The following is a 23,292-nucleotide window of genomic DNA, read 5'->3' on the forward strand; positions in this document are numbered from 1 at the left end:
TTCATTTTCCGTATTTAATTTATAGATTTAAAATCATTCAGGTTAAATCACGCTACAAAAATCCACGTACTTACAATGGCATTTGAGATAAAAAAACAGGCGAAAGCGTACGACGTGTGCATCATCGGATCTGGCGCTGGTGGCGGAATGGCGGCCAAAGTGCTGTCAGACGCGGGGCTGAAGGTGGCACTGCTCGAAGCGGGCCCGAAGTACGACCCTGCCGATCCGGAGCAGCAGACCCAATTAAAATGGCCTTACGAATCGCCCAGGCGAGGCGCCAACACCACCCGGCCCTTCGGCGATTTCGACGCCGCTTATGGCGGATGGGAAATCGAAGGCGAGCCCTACACACAAAAAAACGGCAGTAAATTCGACTGGTTCCGGTCCCGCATGGTAGGCGGCCGCACCAACCACTGGGGCCGCATTTCCCTCCGTTTCGGACCGAACGATTTCAAGCATTATAGCCTCGACGGGCATGGAGACGACTGGCCGATCGGGTACGATGAGGTGAAACCCTGGTACGACCAGGTAGACAAAATGATCGGGGTTTTCGGGTCGAAGGAAGGGATCTACAACGAGCCGGACGGCTATTTCCTCCCTCCTCCCAAACCGCGCCTCCACGAGCTGATGGTGAAACAGGCCGGCGATAAGCTCGGCATCCCGGTGATCCATTCCCGCCTCTCGATCCTCACCCGCTCGGTGAATAAAGACCGCGGCGCGTGCTTCTTCTGCTCGCAATGCAGCCGCGGATGTACCGTTCACGGCGACTTCTCCTCTTCCACCGTGCTCGTGAAGCCCGCCATGAAAAGCGGCAACGTGGATTTGTACGTGGGCGCCATGGCAAGGGAAATTGTGACGGACGCGTCCGGCAAGGCAACGGGCGTGAGCTATGTCGATAAATCGGACATGCAGGAATACCGCATCGATGCCCGCGTGATCGTACTGGCTGCGAGCGCGTGCGAATCGGCGCGGTTGCTCCTCAATTCCAAATCTCCCATGCACAAAAACGGCCTCGCCAATTCCAGCGGCCTGGTCGGAAAATACCTGCACGATTCCACCGGCGCTTCGCGCGGGGCGTTCATGCCTTCGCTCATGGACCGGAAACGGTACAACGAAGACGGCGTGGGCGGGATGCATATGTATATTCCGTGGTGGCTCGACAATAAGAAGCTCGACTTCGCCCGTGGCTATCACATCGAGTTCTGGGGCGGCATGGGCATGCCGGCATACGGTTTCGGTTTCGGGATCGAAGGCATGCATATGAAAGACCCCAACCGCGGCGGCGCTCCCGCAGGCGGTTACGGCGCCAGCCTGAAAAACGATTACCGCCGGTTCTTCGGTTCCACGATCGGGTTCGCCGGTCGCGGGGAAGCCATCGCGCGGGAAGACAACTATTGCGAAATCGACCCGAACGTCGTGGATAAATTCGGCATTCCCGTTCTCCGTTTCAATTACAAATGGAGCGAACACGAGATCAAACAGGCGCGGCATATGCACGAAACGTTCGAAGAGATCATCCACCAGATGGGCGGCATTCCCCTGGGCCATAAACCCGGTGAAGAAACCATGTACGGCCTCGAAAACCCGGGCCGGATCATCCACGAAGTGGGCACCACCCGCATGGGCAACGATCCCAAACGCTCCGTCCTCAATAAATACAACCAGGCGCACGACGCCAAAAACGTATTTGTAGTGGATGGCGGCGCTTTCGTTTCGCAGGCAGATAAAAACCCCACCTGGACGATCCTCGCGCTTTCGCTGCGCGCATCGAATTACATCGTGGACGAATTGAAAAAACAAAATCTCTGATCATTATGGACAGAAGAGAATCGCTCAAAGCCCTCCTGATAGGTTCCGTATCCACCGGCGTTATCCTCAGCGCCTGCGAAACCAGCACCAAAGAGGCCGACAAGGCGCCTAAAACCGGGAAATTCTACGGCCGTACGCCCGAAGAAGCGCTCCGCGACGAGGCCCTCAAAAAAGAAAAATTCTTCACAGACGCGGAGATGAAAACCATTACCGTGCTCGTAGATATCATCATCCCGAAAGACGAAACTTCCGGATCGGCCACAGACGCCAAAGTGCCGGAGTTCATCGATTTCATCGTGAAAGACCAGCCCAAACACCAGCTGCCCATGCGCGGCGGCCTCCGCTGGCTCGACGTGCAATGCCAGAAACAGTACGGCAAGATCTTCACCGGCCTGGAGCCCGACAAACGCCTGGCCATGGTAGACCAGATCGCGTTCCCCGAAAAAGCGGCGCCGGAAATGAGCCAGGGCGTAGCGTTTTTCAGTTTGATGCGCAACCTCACCGCCACTGGGTTCTTCACCAGCGAAATGGGCATCAGGGACATGGGGTACGCCGGCAACCGGCCCAACGAATGGGACGGCGTTCCGGACGATGTGCTCAAACAATACAACCTCGCATACGACGAAAAAATGCTGGCTGTTTGCCTGAAGAAGGAAGACCGCACCAAACTCATGACCTGGGACGATTGATCCCATCCAGACCGCATAAAAAAAGCGACGCCCGTAATGGACGTCGCTTTTTATTTTTTAGCCGGTGGATCAGTGCGTGTGTTCCTTAAACACACGGTTCAGCCAGCGCAGCATCAGGATGATGGTGCCCGCGGCAACGCCCAACAGCAGGAAATTCACGAGGAAATAATTGACTTTATTGTCGTACTGGTCCCACATCGCCGCGAGCACGCCCGACAATTTGTTCCCGATAGATGTGGCCAGGAACCAGCCGCCCATCATCAGGGAAGTGAGGCGGGCAGGACTCAGTTTCGATACGAGCGACAGGCCCATCGGGCTGAGGAGCAATTCTCCCGCGGTGATGATGCCATAGCTGCCGAACAGCCACCAGGGCGCAGCTTTCACTGCGCCGTTATCGCAAACCATGACGGCCGCCACCATGCAGAAAGTGGACAAAGACGAAATCACGAGGCCCCACGCGATTTTGGTCATCGTGGTCGGTTCCTTTTTCCGTTTGCGGAGGAAGGTGAAGAATGCGACCACGAGCGGCGTGAGGATGATCACGAAAAACGGGTTGATGGATTGGAATTGTTCGGTGTTGACGAGACTGATGGTTGCCCCTTCCGCAGGCATTTTTTCGGGCGCCACGTTCTTAAAATAAACGGGTTTCCCGATTTCCCTTACCGGATTGCCGTTTTCGTCTTTGATAACCCGGAATTCATGGTCGTACGCTACCACTTCGCCGGTTTGGTTGGTGGTGGTTTCCGCGAGGGAAAGCGCGTTGGCGGGGCCGGTCAGCGAGGCAGACAGTTCGCGGTCCGTATAAAACTGCGCCCAGGTGGTGAGCGCGGTTCCGTTTTGTTTGAATACCGCCCAGAACATGATAGACACTGCGAAAACGGCCAGCAGGGCTTTCACAGGCTGTTTGTCGGTTCCCGTAGCTTTGCGCAGCAGGTTCACGAAGAAATAAATAATGGGGAGGCAGGCGAAGATGAACGCATCCGTAGAATCGGTGCCGAAGATATTGCCGGGGATGAACCAGCCGATGCTGCCCACGATCAGAACGGGAACGAATACCTGCGCGAAGATGGAACCGAGGGGCATATCGCCGGGCTGGACGGGTTTGAGGACGTCTGCATGGCGGTAATGTTTGAGCCCGGCAACGAAGATGATGACACCGAGGAACATGCCTATGCCTGCTGCGATGAACGCCGCGCCCCAGTTGATATTGTTGCGGAGGTACGATGCGAAGAAGGTACAGATGAAGGCGCCGATGTTGATCCCCATGTAGAAGATATTATAGCCGGTATCCTTGCGCTCGATGTACCGGGGGTCGTTGTAAACATTGCCCAGCAGGGTGGAGATATTGGGTTTGAAGAAGCCGTTGCCCACACAGATGAGCGCCAGCGAACAGTAGAAAACCGTTAAGTCTTTGACGGCCAGTCCGCAATACCCGATCCCCATGAGGATGCCCCCGATGATGATGGATTTGGCGTAACCGATCTTACGGTCGGCCAGGAGCCCGCCGATGAACGGGGTGAGATACACGAATGCGATGAAAGTGCCGAAAATATCGACCGCCGCAGGCCGGTCCATGGCCCATCCGCCCTTTTCGGCGTCTGTCAGGTATAGTTGCAGAATGGCGAGCAGCAGGTAGAAACCGAATCGTTCCCACATTTCGGAAAAGAATAAAAACGGTAAGGCTACCGGATGTTTGCGGTTAGTCGACATGTTGTAACATAAGGTTTGAGACGGCTAAAAATAGGATAAAAAACCACATTGCACCCAAACATTCCCGACGAACGGTAAGCCCATCCCACCCTGTCTAAAATTTAAGGTTGAAAAAATCGATTTAGCACAGGACAGAACAGGATGCCGCTCATAGAGATTATTGCTTTTTCTATACTTTTTCGATTATATTGAACGAAAATTTATCAAATCATGGTTCAGGGAAAAAATAACAAAAGAAACCAGATTTCACGTAGATCATTTCTAACCAACAGCGCTACCGCCGCTGCAGGTTTCATGATCGTTCCACGTCACGTATTGGGAGGCTCGGGATATACCGCACCCAGCGACAGGCTTCGCGTTGCCGGCATCGGTGTTGGCGGTAAAGGCGACAGCGATTTGAGCGAGATATCCAAAGGCCCGGCAGACATCGTCGTACTTTGCGACGTGCATGACAGCCGCGCAGCAGGATCCGTAAAACGCTTCCCCAAAGCGAAATACTACCGGGATTACCGCGAAATGCTCGACAAAGAACACAAAAACATCGACGCGGTAACCGTTTCCAGCCCCGACCATAACCACGCCGTGCAAGCCATGGCCGCCATGCAGCTCGGCAAGCACGTGTACGTTCAAAAACCCCTCACCCACGATATCTACGAAGCGCGCATGCTCACGCAGGCCGCCAAAAAATATAAAGTAGTCACCCAAATGGGCAACCAGGGCGCCTCCGGCGACGGCGTCCGCCAACTCATGGAATGGTACAATGCCGACCTCATCGGCGATGTTCATACCGTGTATTGCTGGACCAACCGCCCCGTATGGCCGCAGGGAATTCCCTGGCCCTCACAACCCGGCACCAAACCGGCCGACCTCGACTGGAACCTCTGGCTGGGCACCGCTCCGCAAAAAGACTACGTTGACAAACTCGTTCCGTTCAACTGGCGCGGCTGGTGGGATTACGGTACCGGCGCGCTCGGAGACATGGGCTGCCACATCGTGGAACCGCCCTTCCGCGTGCTCGGCCTCGGCTACCCCGTATCCGCGGAAGCCAGCGTAGGCAGCGTGTATGTAGACGAATTCAAACAGGGATATTTCCCGGAAAGCTGCCCCCCGTCTTCCCACGTGATCATGACTTTCGAAACGAAACGCGGTCCGCTGAAACTCCACTGGATGGATGGCGGCATCCAACCCGCGCGCCCCGAAGAGCTGGGCCCCAACGAAAGAATGGGCGACGGTGGCAACGGCGCCATCTTCGAAGGCACCAAAGGCAAAATGATGTGCGGAACCTATGGTATGTACCCTTCGCTGCTGCCTTCCAAACGCAATGCGGAAGTGAACGTGAAGCAAACCATCGCCCGCGTGCCCGAAGGCCACTACGTTCAATGGGTAAACGCGTGCATCGCCGGTTACGGCAAGAAAGAACTGTCGGCCCCCTTCGAGATCGCCGGTCCGCTCACCGAAACCATCCTCATGGGCAACCTCGCCATCCGTAGTTACGATATCCGCAAGCCCAAAGCCGACGGCAAAGGCTTCGATTATCCCGGCCGCTACATCAAGCTGCTGTGGGATGGTCCGAACATGAAGATCACCAACTTCGACGACGCCAACCAGTTCGTGAAGCGTACCTATCGCGACGGCTGGACGCTCGGTGCGTAAGCTGTTTATACGAAATAGTAAGGGTGCCTCCGGCCGGAGGCACCCTTTTTTCTTATAGATACGCTACTTGTCCTAACGGAACAGTTCCTTGAAATCGCGCTTGAACTCTTTCCATTCGCTATCGGCTTTCTTCAGCGATTTATCGAGCCCTTCCCTTGTTTTGTCCCACGCTTCCACCGTGGCGTTTTTCACATCGTCTGCCGCTTTGGCGAGGTCTGCCCGGGCGGCTTCCAGTTTAGCCTGCGCTTTTTTGCTTTTCGCGCTGCCGTCTTTCTTCAGTTCTTCGATCCGCACGTCCAGCGAATCCATTTTTTCCTTGATGGAGGCCGAAGCTTCATCTTTCTGCCGTTGGAACCAGGCGCCGGCGGTATCCGCTTTTTGTTCGATACCTTCCTGGATGGAATCTACCCCTTCATGGATCTTCGCGTTGGCGGAAGAATCTTCGCCGGTAGCGGCGGTTTTGTTCTGGCAGGCCGTGAGGATGGCGGCGGCACCAAGGACGAGGAGGATTTTATTCATATACATTGATTTTTAATCGGTTATTACTGTTTTGTGGCGGTGAAGGTCGCCAGTACGGAATCTCCACGCTGAATGCTGAGGATATCCTTTTCGATGGTGTATTTATTGGTGTTTTGCAGTGCCTGGCTGAAAGCGTTTTCCACGTTCAGGGCCGGACAGGCCATTTGGGTGGACATGATGTCGGACACGGCGAGTTCGCCGGTGGGCGTGGCCACGAATTTGCCGCCGAAGCCGTTGCAGCCGAGATGGCCGCGCACCTGCGACGAAGAATCCAAGAACTGCATATAAATTTCTTTCCCCCAGTTGCTGGTGTCTTTGGGGCCGTTCACGATTTCTTTCAACACCCATTTGGTGCCGGAAAGCGGCCATGCGGGCGCCCCGTCTGTCGTAACGGCGGCTGCCGCGGCGGCGGAATCGGTACCCGATTGCTGTTGGGAACTTTGGCAGGCAGCCAAAATAGCCAGGGCGGCAAAGCGGGAAGCAGTAACTGTTTCATGATAGTGGTTTTATGGTGTATTTGTTTTTCTTATCAATCATCAAGCCATTTTAACGCCGCGGCACCTTCAATTGTTGACTTCCATGACCGGTAAGGGCTATTATGAAAAAAATCGGTAGGTTTGGGCCCTTACAAAATCTAACATATGAAGAAAAATCTATTCCTGTTGCTGCTTTTGCTGTCTGTCAAGCTGGTAAAGGCAGACGAGGGCATGTGGCTTCCTTACCTGCTGGGGCCGCAAACTTATGCCGATATGGTGAAGAAAGGGCTGAAGCTGTCGAAAGACCAGTTATACAGCATCAACAAATCATCCATTAAAGATGCCATTATCATTTTCGGTGGAGGTTGCACGGGAGAGATCGTGAGCAATGAAGGGCTGATCTTTACGAATCACCATTGTGGTTACGGCGCCATCGCTTCTGCCAGTTCGGTGGAGCATAACTACCTGCGCGACGGGTTTTATGCCCGCAGCAAGCAGGAAGAGATCCCTGCAAAAGGGCTTTCCGTTCAGTTCCTCGTGCGGGTGGAAGATGTGACCGCCAAAGTGGAAGAAGCCATCAAAGGTACTACCCTGGCCGATCGCAACCCCAAACTCCAGGCTGCTTACGGCGATATCGTGAAAGCCGCCACCGCCGGCAACGGTTACGAAGCCAAAGTGGTGCCCATGTTCAAAGGGAACCAATATCTCCTCTTCGTGTACGAACGTTACACCGACGTCCGCCTCGTAGGAACGCCTCCCGAAAACGTTGGCAAATTCGGCGGCGATACCGATAACTGGGAATGGCCCCGCCATACCGGCGACTTCTCCGTGTTCCGCGTATACGGCAACGCCAGCGGCAAACCGGCCGAATACGCCGCCAACAACGTTCCCCTCAAGCCGAAACACTTCCTGCCCGTTTCCATCAAAGGCGTGAAAGAAAACGATTACGCCATGATCTTCGGATACCCCGGCGGCACCAATCGTTACGAAACATCCTACGGCGTGAAACTGAAAACCGAGGTGGAAAACCCCTCCATCGTCGGCCTACGCGACATCCGCCTCAAATACATGTTCGAAGAAATGAAGAAAGATCCCGCCGTGAAGCTGCAACTCGCATCTTCCTACGCCGGCATCGCCAACTACTGGAAATTCTTCGACGGCGAAACCGCCCAATTGCTGAAGTACCATGTGTACGAAGAAAAACTGAAAAACGAAGCCGCCTTCCGGCAATGGGCCAAAGGCAAATCCGAGTTCGAGCCCGTATTTACGCAGTATGAAGACATTTACAAGAAATGGTCTCCCTACGCAAAAGTACGCCTCTACCTCATGGAAGGCATCCTCGGCTCGCCCCTCGCTGCCTACGCCAGCTCCCTCGCACAGGTGGAAAACGCCATCCTCAAAAATGGCGACGTCAAAGCCGCCGCCAACGCCGCAGACCAGGCCCGCACCAATTTCCTGAAAGACGAGAACAAACCCTCCGATCAGAAAATCCTCGCCGCCATGGCCATGCGCTATTACCAGGATATCCCGAAAGACCAGCACCCCGTCGGTTTCTACGAAGGACTGAAATCTTTCGGCGACCTGAACGACGAAAAAACCTACCGCAACTGGGCTGCCAACGTGTTCAACAACACCATCATCTTCAACGACGCGAAATGGAAAACTTTCATCAGCCAGCCTGATGCCGTTACGCTGCAGGAAGATCCGGCGTTCGCCTATGCTTCCGCTTTCGTGAAGAACTACGTTACCAAATATGCGCCGATCTACTCCCAGTTCACCGCGCAAAACAACGAGCTTGGCCGCCTCTATCTGAAAGGGGAAGCCCAACGCACGCCCAACGCCAACCGCTATCCCGACGCCAATTTCACCATGCGCCTTTCTTACGGCCAGGTGAAACCCTACTCCCCCCGCGATGCGGTGGCTTACGACTACGTAACCACGATCGACGGTGTTATGGAAAAATACAAACCCGGCGATTACGAGTTCGACCTGCATCCCAATTTCATCGACCTCGTGAAGAAAAAGGATTTCGGCCAGTACATCGATGCGAAGCGTAAAACCCTCGTCGTAGGCTTTATCACCGGCAACGACATCACCGGCGGCAACTCCGGTTCGCCCGTGCTCAACGCCAAGGGCGAACTGATCGGCCTCGCGTTCGACGGTAACTACGAAGCGCTCAGCCACAAAATCCAGTTCGATAAAAATTACAACCGTACCATCAACGTAGACATCCGCTACGTGCTGTGGTGCATCGACAAACTGGGTGGTGCCAAAAACATCATCAACGAACTGAAAATCGTGAAATAGGATTTCCGTTCCGAACACAAAAAATCCCGGCAAGCGTAACGTTTGCCGGGATTTTTATTTGCAGGGAACTCGTCAGCCCGCATTGGCCGTGCGCACGAGGAATTTTTCCACCGCCCGGCGGACCGTAGCCGAAGAATTTGCGTTGTGATTATTGACGAGCACGCTGAAAATGAGCGTTTTACCGGATTTGGTGATCAGATATCCGCTGAGCGCCACTACGCCGCTGAGCGTACCGGTTTTAGCGTAAAGCCGGTTCGGCAGCGCCTGGTAGTAATTTTTCAACGTGCCTTTTCCGCCGGCGGGAAACAGCGGGAAGAGCCGTTCCTTCGAATGTTTTTTATACATTTTATCGAGCACGGTAACGAAGTCGCGGGGCGTAAAAAGATTGTAGCGCGACAGTCCCGAACCGTCTACCCAGTTCGGCGGATGCGGAAGGTCGGTCAGCAGCGAGTCCAGCAAATAACCGATCAGTTTACGGGAATCGATCGCGTCGTATTTGAGGGAAGATGCCATCATAAGGATTTGCTCCGCGAAGAAATTATCGCTGCGGTGCATCATGGGTTGGAAAAGGGTGTCTGTGGGGATGGATTTCAGGATCGTTCCGCTCAAAGGCGCGGTGGTGGCCATTATGCGGACGGGCTTGCGGATCGTGTCTTGCAGGCGGCGGGCCAGTTGGGAAATGCTTCCGGTGATAAAAGGCACTTCGTAAGTCTGTTCCGCTTGCACGTCTGACCGGATGTGCAGCGTGAAGAGGTTCTTGCGCTCTTCGCGGTCGGCCAGTGCTTCTGCGGGCGGGCGTTCGTATACGAGTTCCGTCGGGAATTCGGGCGTCATGGAATAATGGGCGCCTTTCATCCGGATGCGGGCTACGTTGCCGTACATGGGCCATTCGTTGAGTTCCGGCTGATAATAATCCGCGTAATCGCTCCATCCCCATCCAGGCCCGAAACGTTTATTCCTGATAACGCCGGGTTGCAGCCAGATGTTTTTCCCGGTTTGGGCCAGCATGTCCAGCACGCGCTGGGCGGTAAAATCGGGATGGAGGAACGATGGGTCGCCCGTTCCCTGTACAAACAGGGCCGTATCGTTTTCCACGAACCGCATCCCCGGCAACGAATCCCCCAGCAACTGCAAACCCGCGAACAGCGTGAAGATCTTCGTGTTCGACGCGGGCACGAAAAATTTATCGTCCTGGTACTGCAGCCAATACTTCTTCGTGGCCGGATCGTAAATGCTGATGCCGACATGCGCGCTCTTGAGCTCTTTCGTCAGCAAAATATATTGCTGCGCCCAGGCGCGCAGGTTCTTCGGTTGCGCCGCTGCGCCGAGGCTCAGCAACAGGGCGATGGCTCCCGTGAGGTACGATTTCATGTGCTGAATATAATCAATTTGAAGAAGGTTAAGCTTTCCATGGATGGACAGTTTCCGTAGCGGAAACCGTTAGCCGTGTTCACCGTTTTACCAGTAAATCATAAAAGGAAAGGCGCACCCGGGCATGGGGTGCGCCTTTCAAATATCGCTGCCTTTTCACTTGCGTGATCAGGAGAAATAGCGGGTGATGCCGGGCTTCGCGTATGCGTAGTGGCCGCTTGCATCCGGGAGCACCGGCGGCGGCGCGTCGAATGCATATTTCGCGGGTTGCAGGTTGATGCCGGATTTCAGTGCCTTGTCCCACTCGATCAGCTGACCGGAATAGGTGGCCATACGGCCGATGATGGCGGAAAGCGTGGCTTCTGCACCGCGCTGCGCGTCCTGGTATTTGAACTGGCCGGCGGCGATGGCTTCAAACAGCTCGTCGTGCTCGGCCTGGTACGGACGGTTGTGCATTTTACGGTCGAACTGGTAGAGCGTTTTGCCTTTATGGTCAACGATCTGGCCACGGTCGCAGAAGATGCGGCCTTTGGTGCCCACGATCTCCTCGTCTACCTTGCTCACGGAATCTTTCCAGTGGCGGCATTGGGAGTTCATGACAACGCCATTGTCGTACCGGTATTCCACGAAGTGGTGGTCGAAGATTTCCCCTGCTTCCGGACCGGTGCGGATGGCGCGGCCACCCATACCTACGGCGCTTACAGGCGTTTTACCCATGAACCAGTTGCCCACGTCGATGTTGTGGATATGTTGTTCTACGATATGATCGCCGCAGAGCCAGTTGAAATAGTACCAGTTACGCATCTGGTATTCCATTTCGGTGTATTCGGGTTTGCGCTCGCGCACCCAGAGGGCGCCCTGGTTCCACCAAACCTGGATGGAGGTGATGTCTCCGATCATACCGTCTTTCAGGCGTTTGTACAGTTCGCGGTAAGAGGTCATGTAGTGACGTTGGAGACCTACTACCACGTTGAGTTTTTTGGCTTTCGCCTTTTCCGCTGTTTCGAGCACTTTGGCGATGCCGGCGGGGTCTGTGGCCACGGGTTTTTCCATGAACACGTGCTTACCCTGCGCGATGGCTTCTTCGAAGTGGATGGGGCGGAAGCCGGGAGGCGTGGTGAGGATCACCACATCCGCTTTGGCGATGGCTTGCTTGTATCCGTCGAACCCAACGAATTTATCGGCTTCGGCGACTTTAACGCGCTCGGGCGTTTTTTTCATGGCCTCCACGATTTCGTTGTAGCTACCATCGAGCCGGTCGCGGAAAGCGTCGGCCATGGCAACGAGCTGAACGTTCTGTTTGGTGCTGAGCGCCTGTACTGCGGCGCCCGTTCCGCGGCCACCACAGCCGATCAGGGCTATTTTAATGACACCGGCGGAGCCAGAGAAATAATTGGTCTGTGCTGCTTGCGACAGGTAAGGCGCGGCCATGGCGGCGCCTGCGAGGATAGAGGATTTCTTTACGAAGTCTCTGCGAGTTTGATCGTGGAATGATGAGCGTGTTTCCTTTTCCATGTTTGGTAATTTACCGGACGCCTGCCGGCGCCGTTGGTGAAAAAGTATAATGAAATAGACAATAGCTTTATAAAGTACGGATTATCCTGCGAAAATCCATGTGTTGACAGAGATTTGACGGATCAGCGCGCACCTACGAACTGGTCGATCATATCGGCGAAGAATTTCTCCGCTTCTTCTTTTGTCGGTTGCTGAACGGGGCGCACGATGCGGAACCCTACGAACGGCGCATCCGCGTTCCACCATTTGCTTTTCGGGATCTGCGGGTCGCGGTCGTTCCACGCGATGTCGGACATCAGGCGGGCGGCGCTGCGCGCAGCGGCGGCGTCGTCCATATAATTACCGCCACGCACGGTACGCGGGGTTTTGTCTGTCGGTTTCAGCCAGGGATTGGCAGCATCTACGGTTTTGTAGGCTTCCGGTTCGTACTGGTCCATCGTCCACTCCCCCACATTGCCGAGCATGTCGTACAGCCCCCAGGCATTGGGTTTCAGCTCCCCAACCTTGTGATATTTATCTTCGGAATTGCTGGCCGTCCAGGCGTATTCCTTCAATTTCGACGCATCGGCGCCGAAAGGATAAGCGGTTTTGGAACCTGCGCGGCAGGCATATTCCCATTCTGCTTCGGTGGGCAGGCGGAAGAATACGCCGGTCTTATTATACAGCCAGCGGCAATACATCAGCGCGCCGTACTGGCTCATACTGTTGGCAGGGAAGCCGCCGGCCTTGCCCATACCGAGCGTAAGGTCGATGTAGGGCGGACTGGGCCGGGTCATGCCATCGGGCAGCGGGGCCTTGTCCTTGTCTTTGTCTGCATACAGATCGTACTGGTCGAACGTCACTTCGTAAGCGCCCATCCAGAAGGCATCTACTTTCACTTTCTTCTGCGGCCCTTCGTCTGCACCACGGCCTTTTTCGGAAGCGGGGCTTCCGAGGAGGAATTCTCCGGCTTTCACCGGCACCATGCGGATGGTAACGTCTGTGCCCTCGATCTTCTGGTCGTAGGCCTCGAAAGGTGTAGTTTGTGCATGAACGGCGGCAGTGCAGCAGCCTCCGATCAGGAATAACGCGGTTGTCCTTTTCATCTAGTTGGATTACAATAAAGCGTGTGAATTTATCGATTTAGAGGCGGGAATGCAATATTTATTTTATGAACGTCAAAAAATGAAGATAGGCGTTGCATGAAATCGAATGAAATCCCCGTTCATCTATTTTTTATTCAATACATATTGATTTCCTTATTAAAAGCTATAAATTTCGCCTTCGCTAAGTCATTTTAAAATACACGCTATGGAAAGAAGAAGCTTTTTACAACAGTCGACCCTCGCCGGCATCTCCGCGCTGACATTCGGGGGCGCTACTGCGCTGGCAGGCTCCGCCAAAGGGGCAGGGAAAGACAACACCGCCACCGCGGGAAAAACTTTCAATCTCGATTACGCACCGCACCAGGGGATGTTCAAAAACTCCGGCGGCGAAGATTTCCTCGATCAGATCCGGTTCATGCACGACCAGGGATTCCGGTCTATCGAAGACAACGGCATGCTCGGCCGCGATACCGCCCAGCAAAACAAGATCGGCGACCTCCTCGCCAAACTCAACATGCGCATGGGCGTGTTCGTGATCGACGGCGGCGAAAACTGGAAAGTTTCGCTCACCACCGGTAAAAAAGAACATCTCGACGTATTCCTCAAAGCCTGCGAACGCTCCGTAGAGCTCGCCAAACGCGTCAACGCCAAATGGGCCACCGTAGTTCCCGGCTTCTTCGAGCGCCGCATTCCCATCGGCATTCAGACCGGCAACGTGATCGACGCACTCCGCGCCGGTTCCGAGATCCTCGAAAAAGGCGGTCTCACCATGGTCCTCGAGCCCCTGAGCGATACGCCCGAACTGTTCCTCCGCACCTCCGATCAAACGTACGAGATCTGCCGCGCCGTAAACAGCCCGTCCTGCAAAATCCTCTTCGATATTTATCACATGCAGCGCAACGAAGGCAATCTCATCAATATGATCAACCATTGCTGGAGCGAGATCGCCTATGTGCAAATCGGAGACAACCCCGGCCGCAACGAGCCCGGCACCGGCGAAATCAACTATCGCAATGTGTTCAAGCACCTCCACGAAAAAGGCTACAAAGGGGTGATGGGCATGGAGCACGGCAACGCCAAACCCGGTAAGGAAGGGGAAGCCGCGCTGATCAAGGCGTACCGCGATGCGGACAATTTCCTGTAATCGTTACGGGATACATAATACGATCTGATTGGTTTATAACGGTCCCGGTTTGCTTCGGTAAACCGGGATTTTTTTTGCGCTCATCCAAATAAAAAGCCCTCGCAGCAAGACTGCGAGGGCTTTTATCTCGAATGGAAGTTTACTTTTTGAAGAGCATCCCGTTGATCCAGTTCACCACGAGGCCGGGCCAGGTGTTGAGCACCGGGTCTTTCGGGGCCATGCCGAACCCATGCCCGCCGTGATCGTAAATATGCATGGTGGCGGGAATGTTGTGCTGCAGCAACGCTTTGTAGAAAACGAGGCTGTTTTCCACCGGCACGCCTTTATCGTCGCTGGCGTGGATGAGCATGGTGGGCGGGGTTTCGGCGGTTACGCGGTTTTGGGTAGACAGCGAATCCTGTTTTTCCTTCGGCGCACCCGCGCCCAGTAAATTATTGGCGGAGCCGGCATGCCGGAAGCTTTCGCTGAGCGAGATCACCGGGTACACGAGCACGGAAAATGCGGGCCGCGAGCTGAACCGTTCGTGCGCCGCTTTCCCCTGCGGATCGGGCGCGATGTGCATGGTGGTGAGCATCGAAGCGAGGTGCCCTCCTGCCGAAAAGCCCAGCACGCCTACCTTTTCGGGATCGAATCCCCAGGACCCGGCTTTGCTTTTCACGATGCGCATCGCTAATGTTACGTCGTTGTACTGCGCCGGAAAAGTGGACCCGGGCTGCGGACCGCCGTTCAACCGGTAATGCAGCACGATGGCGTCGAACCCGTTGGCGTTGAAGAATTCGGCCACGTCTTTCCCTTCGTGGCCCAGGGCCAGGTGGGCGTAGCCTCCGCCCGGGCAGACCAATACGGCGGCCCCGTTTTTCCTGCCGGCCGGAGCGGGGTAATATTCGATGTGGGGGACGTCGTTGATTTCCTTTCCGCCCAGGATCTTCCATTCCGGATGGTCGGGGTACAGGTTGATACGTTCCTGCGCGGTGGCGTTGATAGCGGCGATGGTAAGCATGGCGGCGATGAATGACTTTTTCATGCGTGGAATGTTTCGCGATTAATGTGCCCCCGCCCGGCGCTTGATCATGCCGCCGCGGGTGTCGTTGATATTATGTTGCACAATAAACGCTTTTTCATCGATCTTTTCAATCTCGTCGATGACCTTATGCACCTCCAGGCGGGTTACAACGGTATAAATGATCTCGATTTCATTATCCACTTCCCCTCTTTTTCCGTACCCGCTTTTCCCTTTGAAAACGGTCACGCCTTTTTTCAGTTTGAGTGTCAATGTCTTACGTATCAATTCCGATCTTGGGGAAATAACGGTCAGGGCGATGTATTCCTCAAAGCCCTGGATCACGAAATCCACCGTTTTCGACGCGGAGAAATACGTGAGCATGGCGTACAGCGCGGTTTCCATGTTGATGAGCACGGCGGCCACCCCGAAGATGAGGATGTTGAAATACATGATCACTTCGCCGATAGACAGTACGGTTTTCCGGGAAATCCACAGGGCGAGCACTTCGGTCCCATCGAGCACGGCGCCGCCACGGATAGACATGCCGATGCCGGCGCCGAGAAAGAACCCTCCGAAAATGGCGATCAGTAATTTGTCTTGCGTCAGTACCGGTACTTTGATGAGCGCCAGCGCCGTGGCGAGCCCTACGATGGCCGCGATGGTTTTCAGCGTGAAGAGGCGCGACAGCTGTTTGTAGGCCAGTACGATGAAAGGCGCGTTGATGACGATCAGCAACACGGAGATCGACCATCCCGAAAGGCGGTTTACCAGCAGGGAAATACCTGTTACGCCGCCGTCGAGGAACCCGTTGGGCAGCAAAAAGGCTTTGAGGCCGATAGCGGCCAGCAATACGCCGATGGCGATGAGGGTGGCGTCTTGCGCATTCTGAATGATATTGATGCGGGCGAGCCTGGCTCTGCGGGGATGCGTCACATGATTTGCTTGAACGTTACCCTAAAAATAAGGAATTACAGGCGTTCCTGGCTACGGAGCCAACGCTCGGGAAGCTCGTTGTTGCTGGCCATGAGGTAATCCGAATAGGCGCAGGGAACGAAATTCTTGTCGGGCAGCTGCATCCACCAGCGACCGGTTTTCTTGCTTTTCAGAAACACGGTGCTGATATCGGCGCCGGCGATGTGGAACTCCAGGAAAGCTTCGCGCTCGTTGAGCTGTGCTTCCTTGTTGCGGACATGCCGCCCGTCGAGGAAATACCAGAGCATTTGCGAGATCTGTTTGGCCGTGAGATTGTCGCGGTCGCGGGTAGGATCGTATCCATAAATGCCGTACGTGGAAAGGTTATTGCTCATGCCGGCATAACGGGAAAGGGCACACGCTTCTTCGCCGGTGAAACCGTTGGGAGAAAGGGAGTGCGATGGTGCGTCGGTATGTTTGATCATGCAGACGTCTACCGAGAACAGGTCTGTATTCCGCAGCACGGGCTCGATCTCTTCGATGTTTTCGCGCACTTTGCCGAGGCGGTAGCAATCGAACCGGAGTTTGTCGAGCGTTTCGAGCATGCGGGGCTGTACGAAATAGCTCTGGAAGCCGATGTGGTTGTAGTGGCGGATGTAGTTGGGCTGTTCCATGAACATATCGAGCAGGAATCGCTGCGATTTCATGGGAGAAGTTTCCTGCAGGTCGATAAGGGCATCGGCTACGCTGACTTCGATGATGTATTTTTTGCAGGCGTAGGCCTGGTATTGGGCGTAGGTGAGGTCGTGGCTGCCGCCGAGGACCACGATGGTTTTGCCGGCGTCGATGAGCTCGGTGAGCACGGTTTTGAGGGCGGCGTAGGCATCGGCCTGGGAGCGCCCCGGGAGGAGGTTTCCGGCGTCGGCGATGCGGAGGTCGCGGTGCCAGAGATAAAGGCGGTAAAATTCTTTTCGGATAACGTCGGGTGCGGGTGTGGCGGAGTTGCTCCGTCCGTTGCCCCGTTCGTCGCCGGCGCCGAGGAAAATGATATCGGCGGCGTCGAGGTTGGGGAGGTGGCCTTGTTCGTAGCTGTCGATGATGTTCCCGACCTGGAGGTCGTCATATTCTTCATCTTCGTTCAGTTCCGCTTTGGAAACGGGCGACAGGTAATCTTGCAGGTGCGAAAAGTCTATCATCACAACGGATATTATTTGTGCGCAAACCTACAACAAGAATTTTACAAATCGTGCGGTGGCGCTGTTCAGTTCATGAACGGCATGGGCAGGGCGGGGAGCCGCCGGTGAAGCGGTCCGGGAAAGGAAATGGTGAGGTGGAAATAGTTACCGGAGACAGTTTTGCTGACCGGTTCGAAGATGGCTCTCTGCGTATTCACTTACTACTGAACAACGGGATGAACGTTGGTGATCTGGCCGGGGAAGGAAGGCCTTTCCGGAATGGCGGGCTGGATATGTGCCCTTAATTTTTGTGGATAATGAACTCAAATGCCTTTGGCTCCTTGCGGAAGAACGCGCGCTCCAGCACTTTGCGCTTACTGGTGACCCGATGCTTGTTGCAATCCGCCACTTCGGTGGCGGCAGCCAGGAAATCCATCGTTTCTACCAGTGATAGCATATCGCTGATCTGCTTCACTTCCTGCTGGATCTCTTGCTCATTATAGCGGTCTTCGTGCAATAAAATGAGTAAATCCCTCTCTACAGGCTTCATGCTAATTAGGTTTGATTGTTTTCGCTGTTGTTGACATCCATGTTTTCAATAACGTGCGCACACGGTAAGATGTGCTTCAAGGTATAGGTGAGATATTCGCTAGTGCCGCATCCGCCCCTTCTGCATCGGCGGGCAGCCGCAATCGTTTTTCTTCAGCACACTGCAACCTTGCCACGTTAAACTGGCCATCGTCAAGAAAATGAAAATCCAGAAAATCCTTTTCATCAACCAATATTAAAATGCTCGTCAAAATTGCTAGTCAGTCGGGCGGGAAGTTTACCTTTTCTTAACAGTGATCATTTCTAAATTAAACTAATTTCGCAATAAATTCTGAAATATTTGTCCACAAATCCCACTGTGCAAAAAAAAGTGCTGGTGGTACCCCTCGATTGGGGCCTCGGCCATGCCACGCGCGACATTCCGCTGATTCGTGAACTCTTAAACGCTGGTTGCGTGGTAGTTATTGCGGCCGAAGGAAAGCACGCCGCACTCCTCTCCCGGGAATTCCCGGAAATTACCATCCTTCCCCTGCCCGGATACCACATTACGTATAGTAAAAAAGGCCTTTTCTTCGGTGTCAAAATCCTGCGCCAGGTCCCCAAGATCTGGAAAGCCGTCCGCCACGAACAGGCCTGGCTGCGCAAAACCGTTGCCGAGCACGGCATTTCCGCCGTCATCTCCGACAACCGGTTCGGCCTTTACCATCCAGACATTCCCTGCGTTTTCATCTCCCATCAACTGCTCATCAAGACGCCATTCGGCGGGGTTACCGAACGCATCCTGCAGCGCATCAATTACCGGTATATCAATAAATATTCCGCCTGCTGGGTGCCCGACTTCCCGGGCGCACACAACCTCAGCGGCGTGCTCGCCCATCCGGCCGAACTGCCCAATAACACCACTTACCTGGGCTGCCTCTCCCGGTTTGAGCCACAGCCGGGCGTTTCCCGGAAATACGATGTGCTCGCCCTCATCTCCGGCCCGGAACCGCAACGCACCCAGCTGGAAACCATCCTGAAAGAACAGCTCCGCCAGATACCCGGCATCAAAGCCCTTATCGTCAGCGGAAAACCCGACCAGGCCAGCGAAGAAGCCACCGCGCCGGGGATTTCTCAAGTCAGCCACCTGGGCGCGGCCGACCTCAACGCCGCCATGCAAGCCAGCGACATCGTCATCTCCCGCTCCGGGTACACCACCCTGATGGACCTCGCCAAACTGAACAAAAAAGCCATCCTCATCCCCACCCCCGGCCAGTCCGAACAGGAATATCTGGGCAAGCACCTCATGCAGGAAGGCTATTTCATCAGCGTGCCGCAACACCGGTTCCGGCTCCAGCAGGCGCTCGACGACGCAAAAACATTCCCCTTCCGCTCTTTCGGCCGGCCGGAAGACATGAACGCGTACAAATCGATCGTCCGCCGCTTCGCAGAATCACTTTAGGGAAATGTATAATTTGTGATCGATTAACGAAATCAGCGCGCGCCCTTCAGCGCCGCCACGGTCTTCGCGTCGTTCCCGATAAAGATTTTGCCGTTCACGATCGCCACCGGCCGTTTCAGAAAAGTATATTCTTCGAGGATCAAATCGCGGTAATCATTTTCCGACAGCTCTTTTCCCGCAAGGCCGCGCGCCTTGTACTGCATCGACCGGCGGCTGAACAGCGATTCGTAGCTCCCGGCCAGTGCGTGCATTTCTTCCAGTTGTTCCGGCGTAATCTTTTCCTTCTTGATGTCTTGCAATTCCGCTCCTTTCGCAACCGCGGCCGTTTCTTCGAGGATACGGGCGCAGGTGCTGCAGGTCGACAGGTAATAAATCTTCTTCATCCCGTAAAATTAGGAATTATGGGAATTGATTACTTTTGACGAATGAGCAAAAAACTCTTCTTATTGGACGCAATGGCGCTTATTTACCGCGCCTACTACGCATTGATCCGGAACCCCAGGCTCACCAGCAAGGGAAAGAACACCAACGCGCAGTTCGGGTTCACCACTACGTTAATCCACCTCCTCAACAAGGAAAAACCCACGCACATCGCCGTGGCATTCGATACGCACGCGCCTACGGAGCGGCATACTGATTTCGCCGACTACAAGGCCAACCGCGAAGATGCGCCTGAAGACCTCCTCGCGGCCCTGCCCGACATCAAGCGGATCATCGAGGGTTTCAACATTCCCGTGCTGGAGCTCGACGGGTACGAGGCCGACGATATCATCGGTACCGTTGCCTGGCAGGCCGCGGCCCAGGGATATTCCGTATACATGGTTACGCCGGACAAGGATTACGGCCAGCTCGTAAAAGACAATGTTTTCATCTGGAAACCGCCTGCGCTGGGTAATAAGGAGGAAGTGATGGGGCCGAAAGAAGTTTGCGAGCGCTGGGGCATCAGCGATGTGGCCCAGGTCGTGGATATTCTGGGGTTGATGGGCGATGCGGTAGACAACATCCCGGGGATCCCCGGTGTGGGCGAAAAAACCGCCACCAAGCTGCTTTTCGAATGGAACACCCTCGAAAACGTCATTGCCAACGCCGACAAAATTCCCGGTAAGCTCGGTGAAAAAGTACGCGCCGGCGCCGATTCCGCCATCCTTTCCAAAAAACTGGCGACGATCATCACCGATGTTCCCGTAGAATTCCATGAAGAGAATTTCTGCTGTACCGAAATTCACAAGGAAAAACTCACGGAGATCTTCTCCGAGCTGGAATTCAAAAGCCTCGGCAAAACGATCCTCGGCGACTCGTTCAACGCCCTGGCAGGAGATCCCGGAAAGCCCGTTCAGCAAGATCTCTTCGGCACCCCCACCGAGGCTCCCCAGGCCGGAAGCACCCTCGCACAACAGGCGGAAGCCATCGAAGCACCGGGCCTCGTCGCCGATAAAAACATCGAAAACACACCGCATACATACCACCTCGCCGATACGCCCGAAAAGCACGCCGAACTGGTAGCCCGGCTCATGAAGGAACCCCTCGTCAGCTTCGATACCGAAACCACCGGCACCGACGCAAATGCGGCAGACATCGTGGGGATGAGCTTCTCCGTGAAACCGTCCGAAGGCTGGTACGTTCCCCTGCCCCCGGCCCGGGACGAAGTGCTGCAGATCCTCGAAACGTTCCGACCGCTTTTCGAACGGACGGACGCGGAATTCGTGGCGCAGAACGCGAAATACGATATGATCGTCCTGAAATGGTACGGCATCGAAGTGAAAGGGAAATTGTTCGACACCATGCTGGCACATTACCTGATAGAGCCGGAGGGCCGTCGCTCGATGGACCTTCTCAGCGCCCAATACCTGCAATACGCGCCGGTTTCCATCGAAACGCTCATCGGGAAGAAAGGGAAGAACCAGGGCAATATGCGCGATGTCGAGATCGAAAAGATCAAGGAATACGCTGCTGAAGACGCCGACATTACCCTTCAGCTCAAATCCTGTTTCGAGCCGCTGTTACGCGAACGCAATGTGGCCAACGTGTTTTACGACATCGAAGCGCCGCTCGTGCAGGTATTGACGGATATGGAATTTGAAGGGGTGAAGATCGATACCCAAGCCCTCGCCGATTATTCCCGCGAGCTGGAAACCGAAATCCGCAAAGCGGAAGAAAGCGTGTTCCAGCAGGCCGGCGTCCGCTTCAACCTCGGTTCGCCCAAACAACTCGGCGAAGTACTGTTCGAAAAGCTCCAGCTCGATCCCAAAGCCAAGAAAACCCGCACCGGGCAATATGCTACCGGCGAAGACGTGCTGGCCAAACTTTCCGCCAGGCACCCCATCGTGGAAAACATCCTCGTCTACCGCGAGTTGAGCAAACTCAAATCTACGTATGTAGACGCGCTGCCGACAATGATCAATCCGCGCACCAACCGGGTACACACCTCCTACAACCAGGCGGTGGCGGTGACGGGGCGCCTCAGTTCCAACAATCCCAACCTGCAGAATATTCCCATCCGCACGGAAAGAGGGCGCGAAGTGCGCAAGGCGTTCGTGCCCCGCAGCGAGGAATTCACCCTTCTTTCCGCCGACTATTCGCAGATCGAGCTGCGCATCATAGCAGCCATCAGCGGCGATCAGAACATGAGCGACGCATTCCGCAACAACCTGGATATCCACACCGCCACAGCAGCCAAAGTATATGGCGTGGAACTGGCAGACGTAACGTCAGACATGCGCCGGAATGCCAAAAGCGTCAACTTCGGAATCATTTACGGCCAGAGCGCCTTCGGCCTCAGTGAAAACCTGGGCATCCCGAGAAGCGAAGCCAAAGCATTGATCGACAACTACTTCGCACAATATCCGGCCATCCGTCAATATATGGAAGACCAGGTGAAATTCGCGCAGCAGACCGGATATGTGCAAACGCTCATGGGCAGGAAGCGCTGGCTGAAAGACATCAATTCTTCCAACGCCGTGGTGCGTGGTTTCGCGGAAAGGAACGCCATCAACATGCCTATCCAGGGAACGGCGGCGGACTTGATCAAACTGGCGATGATCTCGCTGCACAAAACCTTCCGGGAACATAATTTCCGCTCGCGGATGATCCTGCAGGTGCATGACGAGTTGGTGTTCGACGCGCATAAAGACGAGGTAGACATCATCAAACCGCTCATCATCGAAGGGATGCGCAACGCCATGCCGCTCAGTGTGCCGATCGAAGCCGAGATCGGGACGGGGAAGAACTGGCTCGAAGCGCATTGATCCATATCGAAAAATCAGCAAACCTAACTAATACAAAGCCGGTACGGAACGCCGTTCCGTACCGGCTACAGTGAACAAAAAAACAGCAACGGCGCCCTGCTCCTGCACGCAGGCCGCACCCCTTGCAAATCAGCGAATCGTTTACTAGTTTTCACTTATGATCCAAACCTCAAGGTTACAATTGTTACCCTGCACGTTGCAATATTTTGAAGCGCTTTTGCATGGGAATGAAGCATTAGCCCAGATTTTGGGAATAGACGTGCCGGAACAATGGACAGAATACCCTGAAATGGTATTGGTGGCCTACGACAAGTTGCGCAACGATCCTTCCTTACTGGGTTGGTTCTTTTACCTGGCCGTCCACAAGGCCGACAATCGCCTGATCGGCACCGCGGGCTTCAAGGGCCGGCCGGATGCGGATGGCGCGGTGGAAATCGGGTACGAAGTCTCCGGGCCCTACCGCGAGCAGGGATACGCCACGGAAATGGCGGAAATCCTTATCCGTTTTGCATTCAGCCATCCGTATGTGTCGAAGGTGATCGCGCATACGGAAGAGGAATATAATGCCGCCGTGAAAGTATTGCAGAAATCGGGGCTTCGCTTCGCCGGTGAGATCAATGGCCGGGAGGCCGGGGAGCTTTGGCGATGGGAAATCTCCCGGGAACAATACCTCGGGGGCTGACCGCTCA

General features: G+C 54.9%; 21 protein-coding genes. 8 read left to right on the top strand and 13 right to left on the bottom strand.

The window, feature by feature from the left end:
* Positions 1-75 precede the first annotated feature (75 nt).
* Positions 76-1,809 (top strand): GMC family oxidoreductase, encoded by a 1,734-nt coding sequence (locus EJ361_RS22160; protein ID WP_126248458.1) that lies wholly within the window; start codon positions 76-78, stop codon positions 1,807-1,809.
* A 5-nt stretch (positions 1,810-1,814) separates the two neighbouring features.
* Positions 1,815-2,498 carry a gluconate 2-dehydrogenase subunit 3 family protein gene (locus tag EJ361_RS22165; protein WP_126248460.1) on the top strand — a complete coding sequence of 228 codons (684 nt, stop codon included), beginning with the start codon at positions 1,815-1,817 and terminating at the stop codon, positions 2,496-2,498.
* Positions 2,499-2,567: 69 nt separating this feature from the next.
* Here EJ361_RS22165 and EJ361_RS22170 read toward each other — a convergent pair whose 3' ends face one another.
* Complete coding sequence (locus tag EJ361_RS22170; RefSeq protein WP_126248462.1) at positions 2,568-4,208, bottom strand: peptide MFS transporter; 1,641 nt, start codon at positions 4,206-4,208, stop codon at positions 2,568-2,570.
* A 210-nt stretch (positions 4,209-4,418) separates the two neighbouring features.
* On the opposite strand from EJ361_RS22170, the gene EJ361_RS22175 reads away from it, so the two are divergent.
* Positions 4,419-5,861 (top strand): Gfo/Idh/MocA family protein, encoded by a 1,443-nt coding sequence (locus EJ361_RS22175; RefSeq protein ID WP_126248464.1) that lies wholly within the window; start codon positions 4,419-4,421, stop codon positions 5,859-5,861.
* A 72-nt stretch (positions 5,862-5,933) separates the two neighbouring features.
* Here the strand turns inward: EJ361_RS22175 and EJ361_RS22180 are convergent, their stop codons facing one another.
* On the bottom strand, positions 5,934-6,380 hold the full coding sequence (locus EJ361_RS22180) for a membrane lipoprotein lipid attachment site-containing protein (protein ID WP_126248466.1): 447 nt from the start codon (positions 6,378-6,380) through the stop codon (positions 5,934-5,936).
* 23 nt (positions 6,381-6,403) lie between these two features.
* Positions 6,404-6,835, bottom strand: a complete 432-nt coding sequence (locus EJ361_RS22185) for an META domain-containing protein (protein WP_164714372.1) — start codon at positions 6,833-6,835, stop codon at positions 6,404-6,406.
* A gap of 186 nt (positions 6,836-7,021) precedes the next feature.
* Between EJ361_RS22185 and EJ361_RS22190 the strand changes: the two genes are divergently transcribed.
* Positions 7,022-9,163: a S46 family peptidase gene (locus tag EJ361_RS22190; RefSeq protein WP_126248470.1), complete on the top strand. Its 2,142-nt coding sequence runs from the start codon at positions 7,022-7,024 to the stop codon at positions 9,161-9,163.
* 72 nt (positions 9,164-9,235) lie between these two features.
* On the opposite strand, the gene EJ361_RS22195 is transcribed toward EJ361_RS22190, so the two are convergent.
* From EJ361_RS22195 to EJ361_RS22205, 3 genes are all read right to left on the bottom strand, one after another.
* Positions 9,236-10,534, bottom strand: a complete 1,299-nt coding sequence (locus EJ361_RS22195; protein WP_126248472.1) for a D-alanyl-D-alanine carboxypeptidase/D-alanyl-D-alanine-endopeptidase — start codon at positions 10,532-10,534, stop codon at positions 9,236-9,238.
* Positions 10,535-10,702: 168 nt separating this feature from the next.
* Positions 10,703-12,049 carry a Gfo/Idh/MocA family protein gene (locus EJ361_RS22200; protein WP_126248474.1) on the bottom strand — a complete coding sequence of 449 codons (1,347 nt, stop codon included), beginning with the start codon at positions 12,047-12,049 and terminating at the stop codon, positions 10,703-10,705.
* Between the two features lie 122 nt (positions 12,050-12,171).
* Positions 12,172-13,134: a formylglycine-generating enzyme family protein gene (locus EJ361_RS22205; RefSeq protein ID WP_126248476.1), complete on the bottom strand. Its 963-nt coding sequence runs from the start codon at positions 13,132-13,134 to the stop codon at positions 12,172-12,174.
* A 205-nt stretch (positions 13,135-13,339) separates the two neighbouring features.
* On the opposite strand from EJ361_RS22205, the gene EJ361_RS22210 reads away from it, so the two are divergent.
* Positions 13,340-14,278: a hydroxypyruvate isomerase family protein gene (locus EJ361_RS22210; RefSeq protein ID WP_126248478.1), complete on the top strand. Its 939-nt coding sequence runs from the start codon at positions 13,340-13,342 to the stop codon at positions 14,276-14,278.
* Between the two features lie 139 nt (positions 14,279-14,417).
* Here EJ361_RS22210 and EJ361_RS22215 read toward each other — a convergent pair whose 3' ends face one another.
* The 6 genes from EJ361_RS22215 to EJ361_RS25695 all read right to left on the bottom strand — a co-directional run bounded on the left by EJ361_RS22215 (position 14,418) and on the right by EJ361_RS25695 (position 18,168).
* Complete coding sequence (locus EJ361_RS22215) at positions 14,418-15,302, bottom strand: alpha/beta hydrolase (protein WP_126248480.1); 885 nt, start codon at positions 15,300-15,302, stop codon at positions 14,418-14,420.
* Positions 15,303-15,320: 18 nt separating this feature from the next.
* Entirely contained in the window at positions 15,321-16,214 is an 894-nt protein-coding gene (locus tag EJ361_RS22220) for a YitT family protein (protein WP_126248482.1), read from the bottom strand.
* A 35-nt stretch (positions 16,215-16,249) separates the two neighbouring features.
* Positions 16,250-17,389, bottom strand: a complete 1,140-nt coding sequence (locus tag EJ361_RS22225; protein ID WP_126248484.1) for a formimidoylglutamase — start codon at positions 17,387-17,389, stop codon at positions 16,250-16,252.
* 65 nt (positions 17,390-17,454) lie between these two features.
* A complete protein-coding gene (locus EJ361_RS26045) occupies positions 17,455-17,586 on the bottom strand; it encodes a hypothetical protein (RefSeq protein ID WP_262707082.1) in 132 nt (43 codons plus the stop codon).
* Between the two features lie 83 nt (positions 17,587-17,669).
* Positions 17,670-17,918: a hypothetical protein gene (locus tag EJ361_RS22230; RefSeq protein WP_126248486.1), complete on the bottom strand. Its 249-nt coding sequence runs from the start codon at positions 17,916-17,918 to the stop codon at positions 17,670-17,672.
* 76 nt (positions 17,919-17,994) lie between these two features.
* Entirely contained in the window at positions 17,995-18,168 is a 174-nt protein-coding gene (locus tag EJ361_RS25695; RefSeq protein ID WP_164714373.1) for a hypothetical protein, read from the bottom strand.
* 107 nt (positions 18,169-18,275) lie between these two features.
* Here EJ361_RS25695 and EJ361_RS22235 point away from each other — a divergent pair, with 107 nt between their 5' ends.
* Positions 18,276-19,358, top strand: coding sequence for a glycosyltransferase (locus tag EJ361_RS22235; protein WP_164714374.1), 1,083 nt, complete (start codon positions 18,276-18,278; stop codon positions 19,356-19,358).
* A 32-nt stretch (positions 19,359-19,390) separates the two neighbouring features.
* On the opposite strand, the gene EJ361_RS22240 is transcribed toward EJ361_RS22235, so the two are convergent.
* Positions 19,391-19,741 carry an arsenate reductase family protein gene (locus tag EJ361_RS22240; protein ID WP_126248490.1) on the bottom strand — a complete coding sequence of 117 codons (351 nt, stop codon included), beginning with the start codon at positions 19,739-19,741 and terminating at the stop codon, positions 19,391-19,393.
* Between the two features lie 42 nt (positions 19,742-19,783).
* Between EJ361_RS22240 and polA the strand changes: the two genes are divergently transcribed.
* Both polA and EJ361_RS22250 read left to right on the top strand, forming a co-directional pair.
* Positions 19,784-22,603 (top strand): DNA polymerase I, encoded by a 2,820-nt coding sequence (polA, locus tag EJ361_RS22245; RefSeq protein ID WP_126248492.1) that lies wholly within the window; start codon positions 19,784-19,786, stop codon positions 22,601-22,603.
* 157 nt (positions 22,604-22,760) lie between these two features.
* Positions 22,761-23,285 (top strand): GNAT family N-acetyltransferase, encoded by a 525-nt coding sequence (locus tag EJ361_RS22250; protein WP_126248494.1) that lies wholly within the window; start codon positions 22,761-22,763, stop codon positions 23,283-23,285.
* Positions 23,286-23,292 lie beyond the last annotated feature (7 nt).

This window comes from Chitinophaga rhizosphaerae, assembly GCF_003958645.1.
Lineage (GTDB): Bacteria > Bacteroidota > Bacteroidia > Chitinophagales > Chitinophagaceae > Chitinophaga > Chitinophaga rhizosphaerae.

Excerpts from the sequence above, each read along its gene's own strand:
- polA (WP_126248492.1), top strand. The coding sequence starts at position 19,784 with ATGAGCAAAAAACTCTTCTTATTGGACGCAATGGCGCTTATTTACCGC.
- EJ361_RS22225 (WP_126248484.1), bottom strand. The coding sequence starts at position 17,389 with ATGATAGACTTTTCGCACCTGCAAGATTACCTGTCGCCCGTTTCCAAA.
- EJ361_RS22160 (WP_126248458.1), top strand. The coding sequence starts at position 76 with ATGGCATTTGAGATAAAAAAACAGGCGAAAGCGTACGACGTGTGCATC.
- EJ361_RS22180 (WP_126248466.1), bottom strand. The coding sequence starts at position 6,380 with ATGAATAAAATCCTCCTCGTCCTTGGTGCCGCCGCCATCCTCACGGCC.
- EJ361_RS22230 (WP_126248486.1), bottom strand. The coding sequence starts at position 17,918 with ATGAAGCCTGTAGAGAGGGATTTACTCATTTTATTGCACGAAGACCGC.
- EJ361_RS22190 (WP_126248470.1), top strand. The coding sequence starts at position 7,022 with ATGAAGAAAAATCTATTCCTGTTGCTGCTTTTGCTGTCTGTCAAGCTG.
- EJ361_RS22195 (WP_126248472.1), bottom strand. The coding sequence starts at position 10,534 with ATGAAATCGTACCTCACGGGAGCCATCGCCCTGTTGCTGAGCCTCGGC.
- EJ361_RS22205 (WP_126248476.1), bottom strand. The coding sequence starts at position 13,134 with ATGAAAAGGACAACCGCGTTATTCCTGATCGGAGGCTGCTGCACTGCC.
- EJ361_RS22215 (WP_126248480.1), bottom strand. The coding sequence starts at position 15,302 with ATGAAAAAGTCATTCATCGCCGCCATGCTTACCATCGCCGCTATCAAC.
- EJ361_RS22210 (WP_126248478.1), top strand. The coding sequence starts at position 13,340 with ATGGAAAGAAGAAGCTTTTTACAACAGTCGACCCTCGCCGGCATCTCC.
- EJ361_RS22250 (WP_126248494.1), top strand. The coding sequence starts at position 22,761 with ATGATCCAAACCTCAAGGTTACAATTGTTACCCTGCACGTTGCAATAT.
- EJ361_RS22240 (WP_126248490.1), bottom strand. The coding sequence starts at position 19,741 with ATGAAGAAGATTTATTACCTGTCGACCTGCAGCACCTGCGCCCGTATC.
- EJ361_RS22170 (WP_126248462.1), bottom strand. The coding sequence starts at position 4,208 with ATGTCGACTAACCGCAAACATCCGGTAGCCTTACCGTTTTTATTCTTT.
- EJ361_RS22175 (WP_126248464.1), top strand. The coding sequence starts at position 4,419 with ATGGTTCAGGGAAAAAATAACAAAAGAAACCAGATTTCACGTAGATCA.
- EJ361_RS22165 (WP_126248460.1), top strand. The coding sequence starts at position 1,815 with ATGGACAGAAGAGAATCGCTCAAAGCCCTCCTGATAGGTTCCGTATCC.
- EJ361_RS22200 (WP_126248474.1), bottom strand. The coding sequence starts at position 12,049 with ATGGAAAAGGAAACACGCTCATCATTCCACGATCAAACTCGCAGAGAC.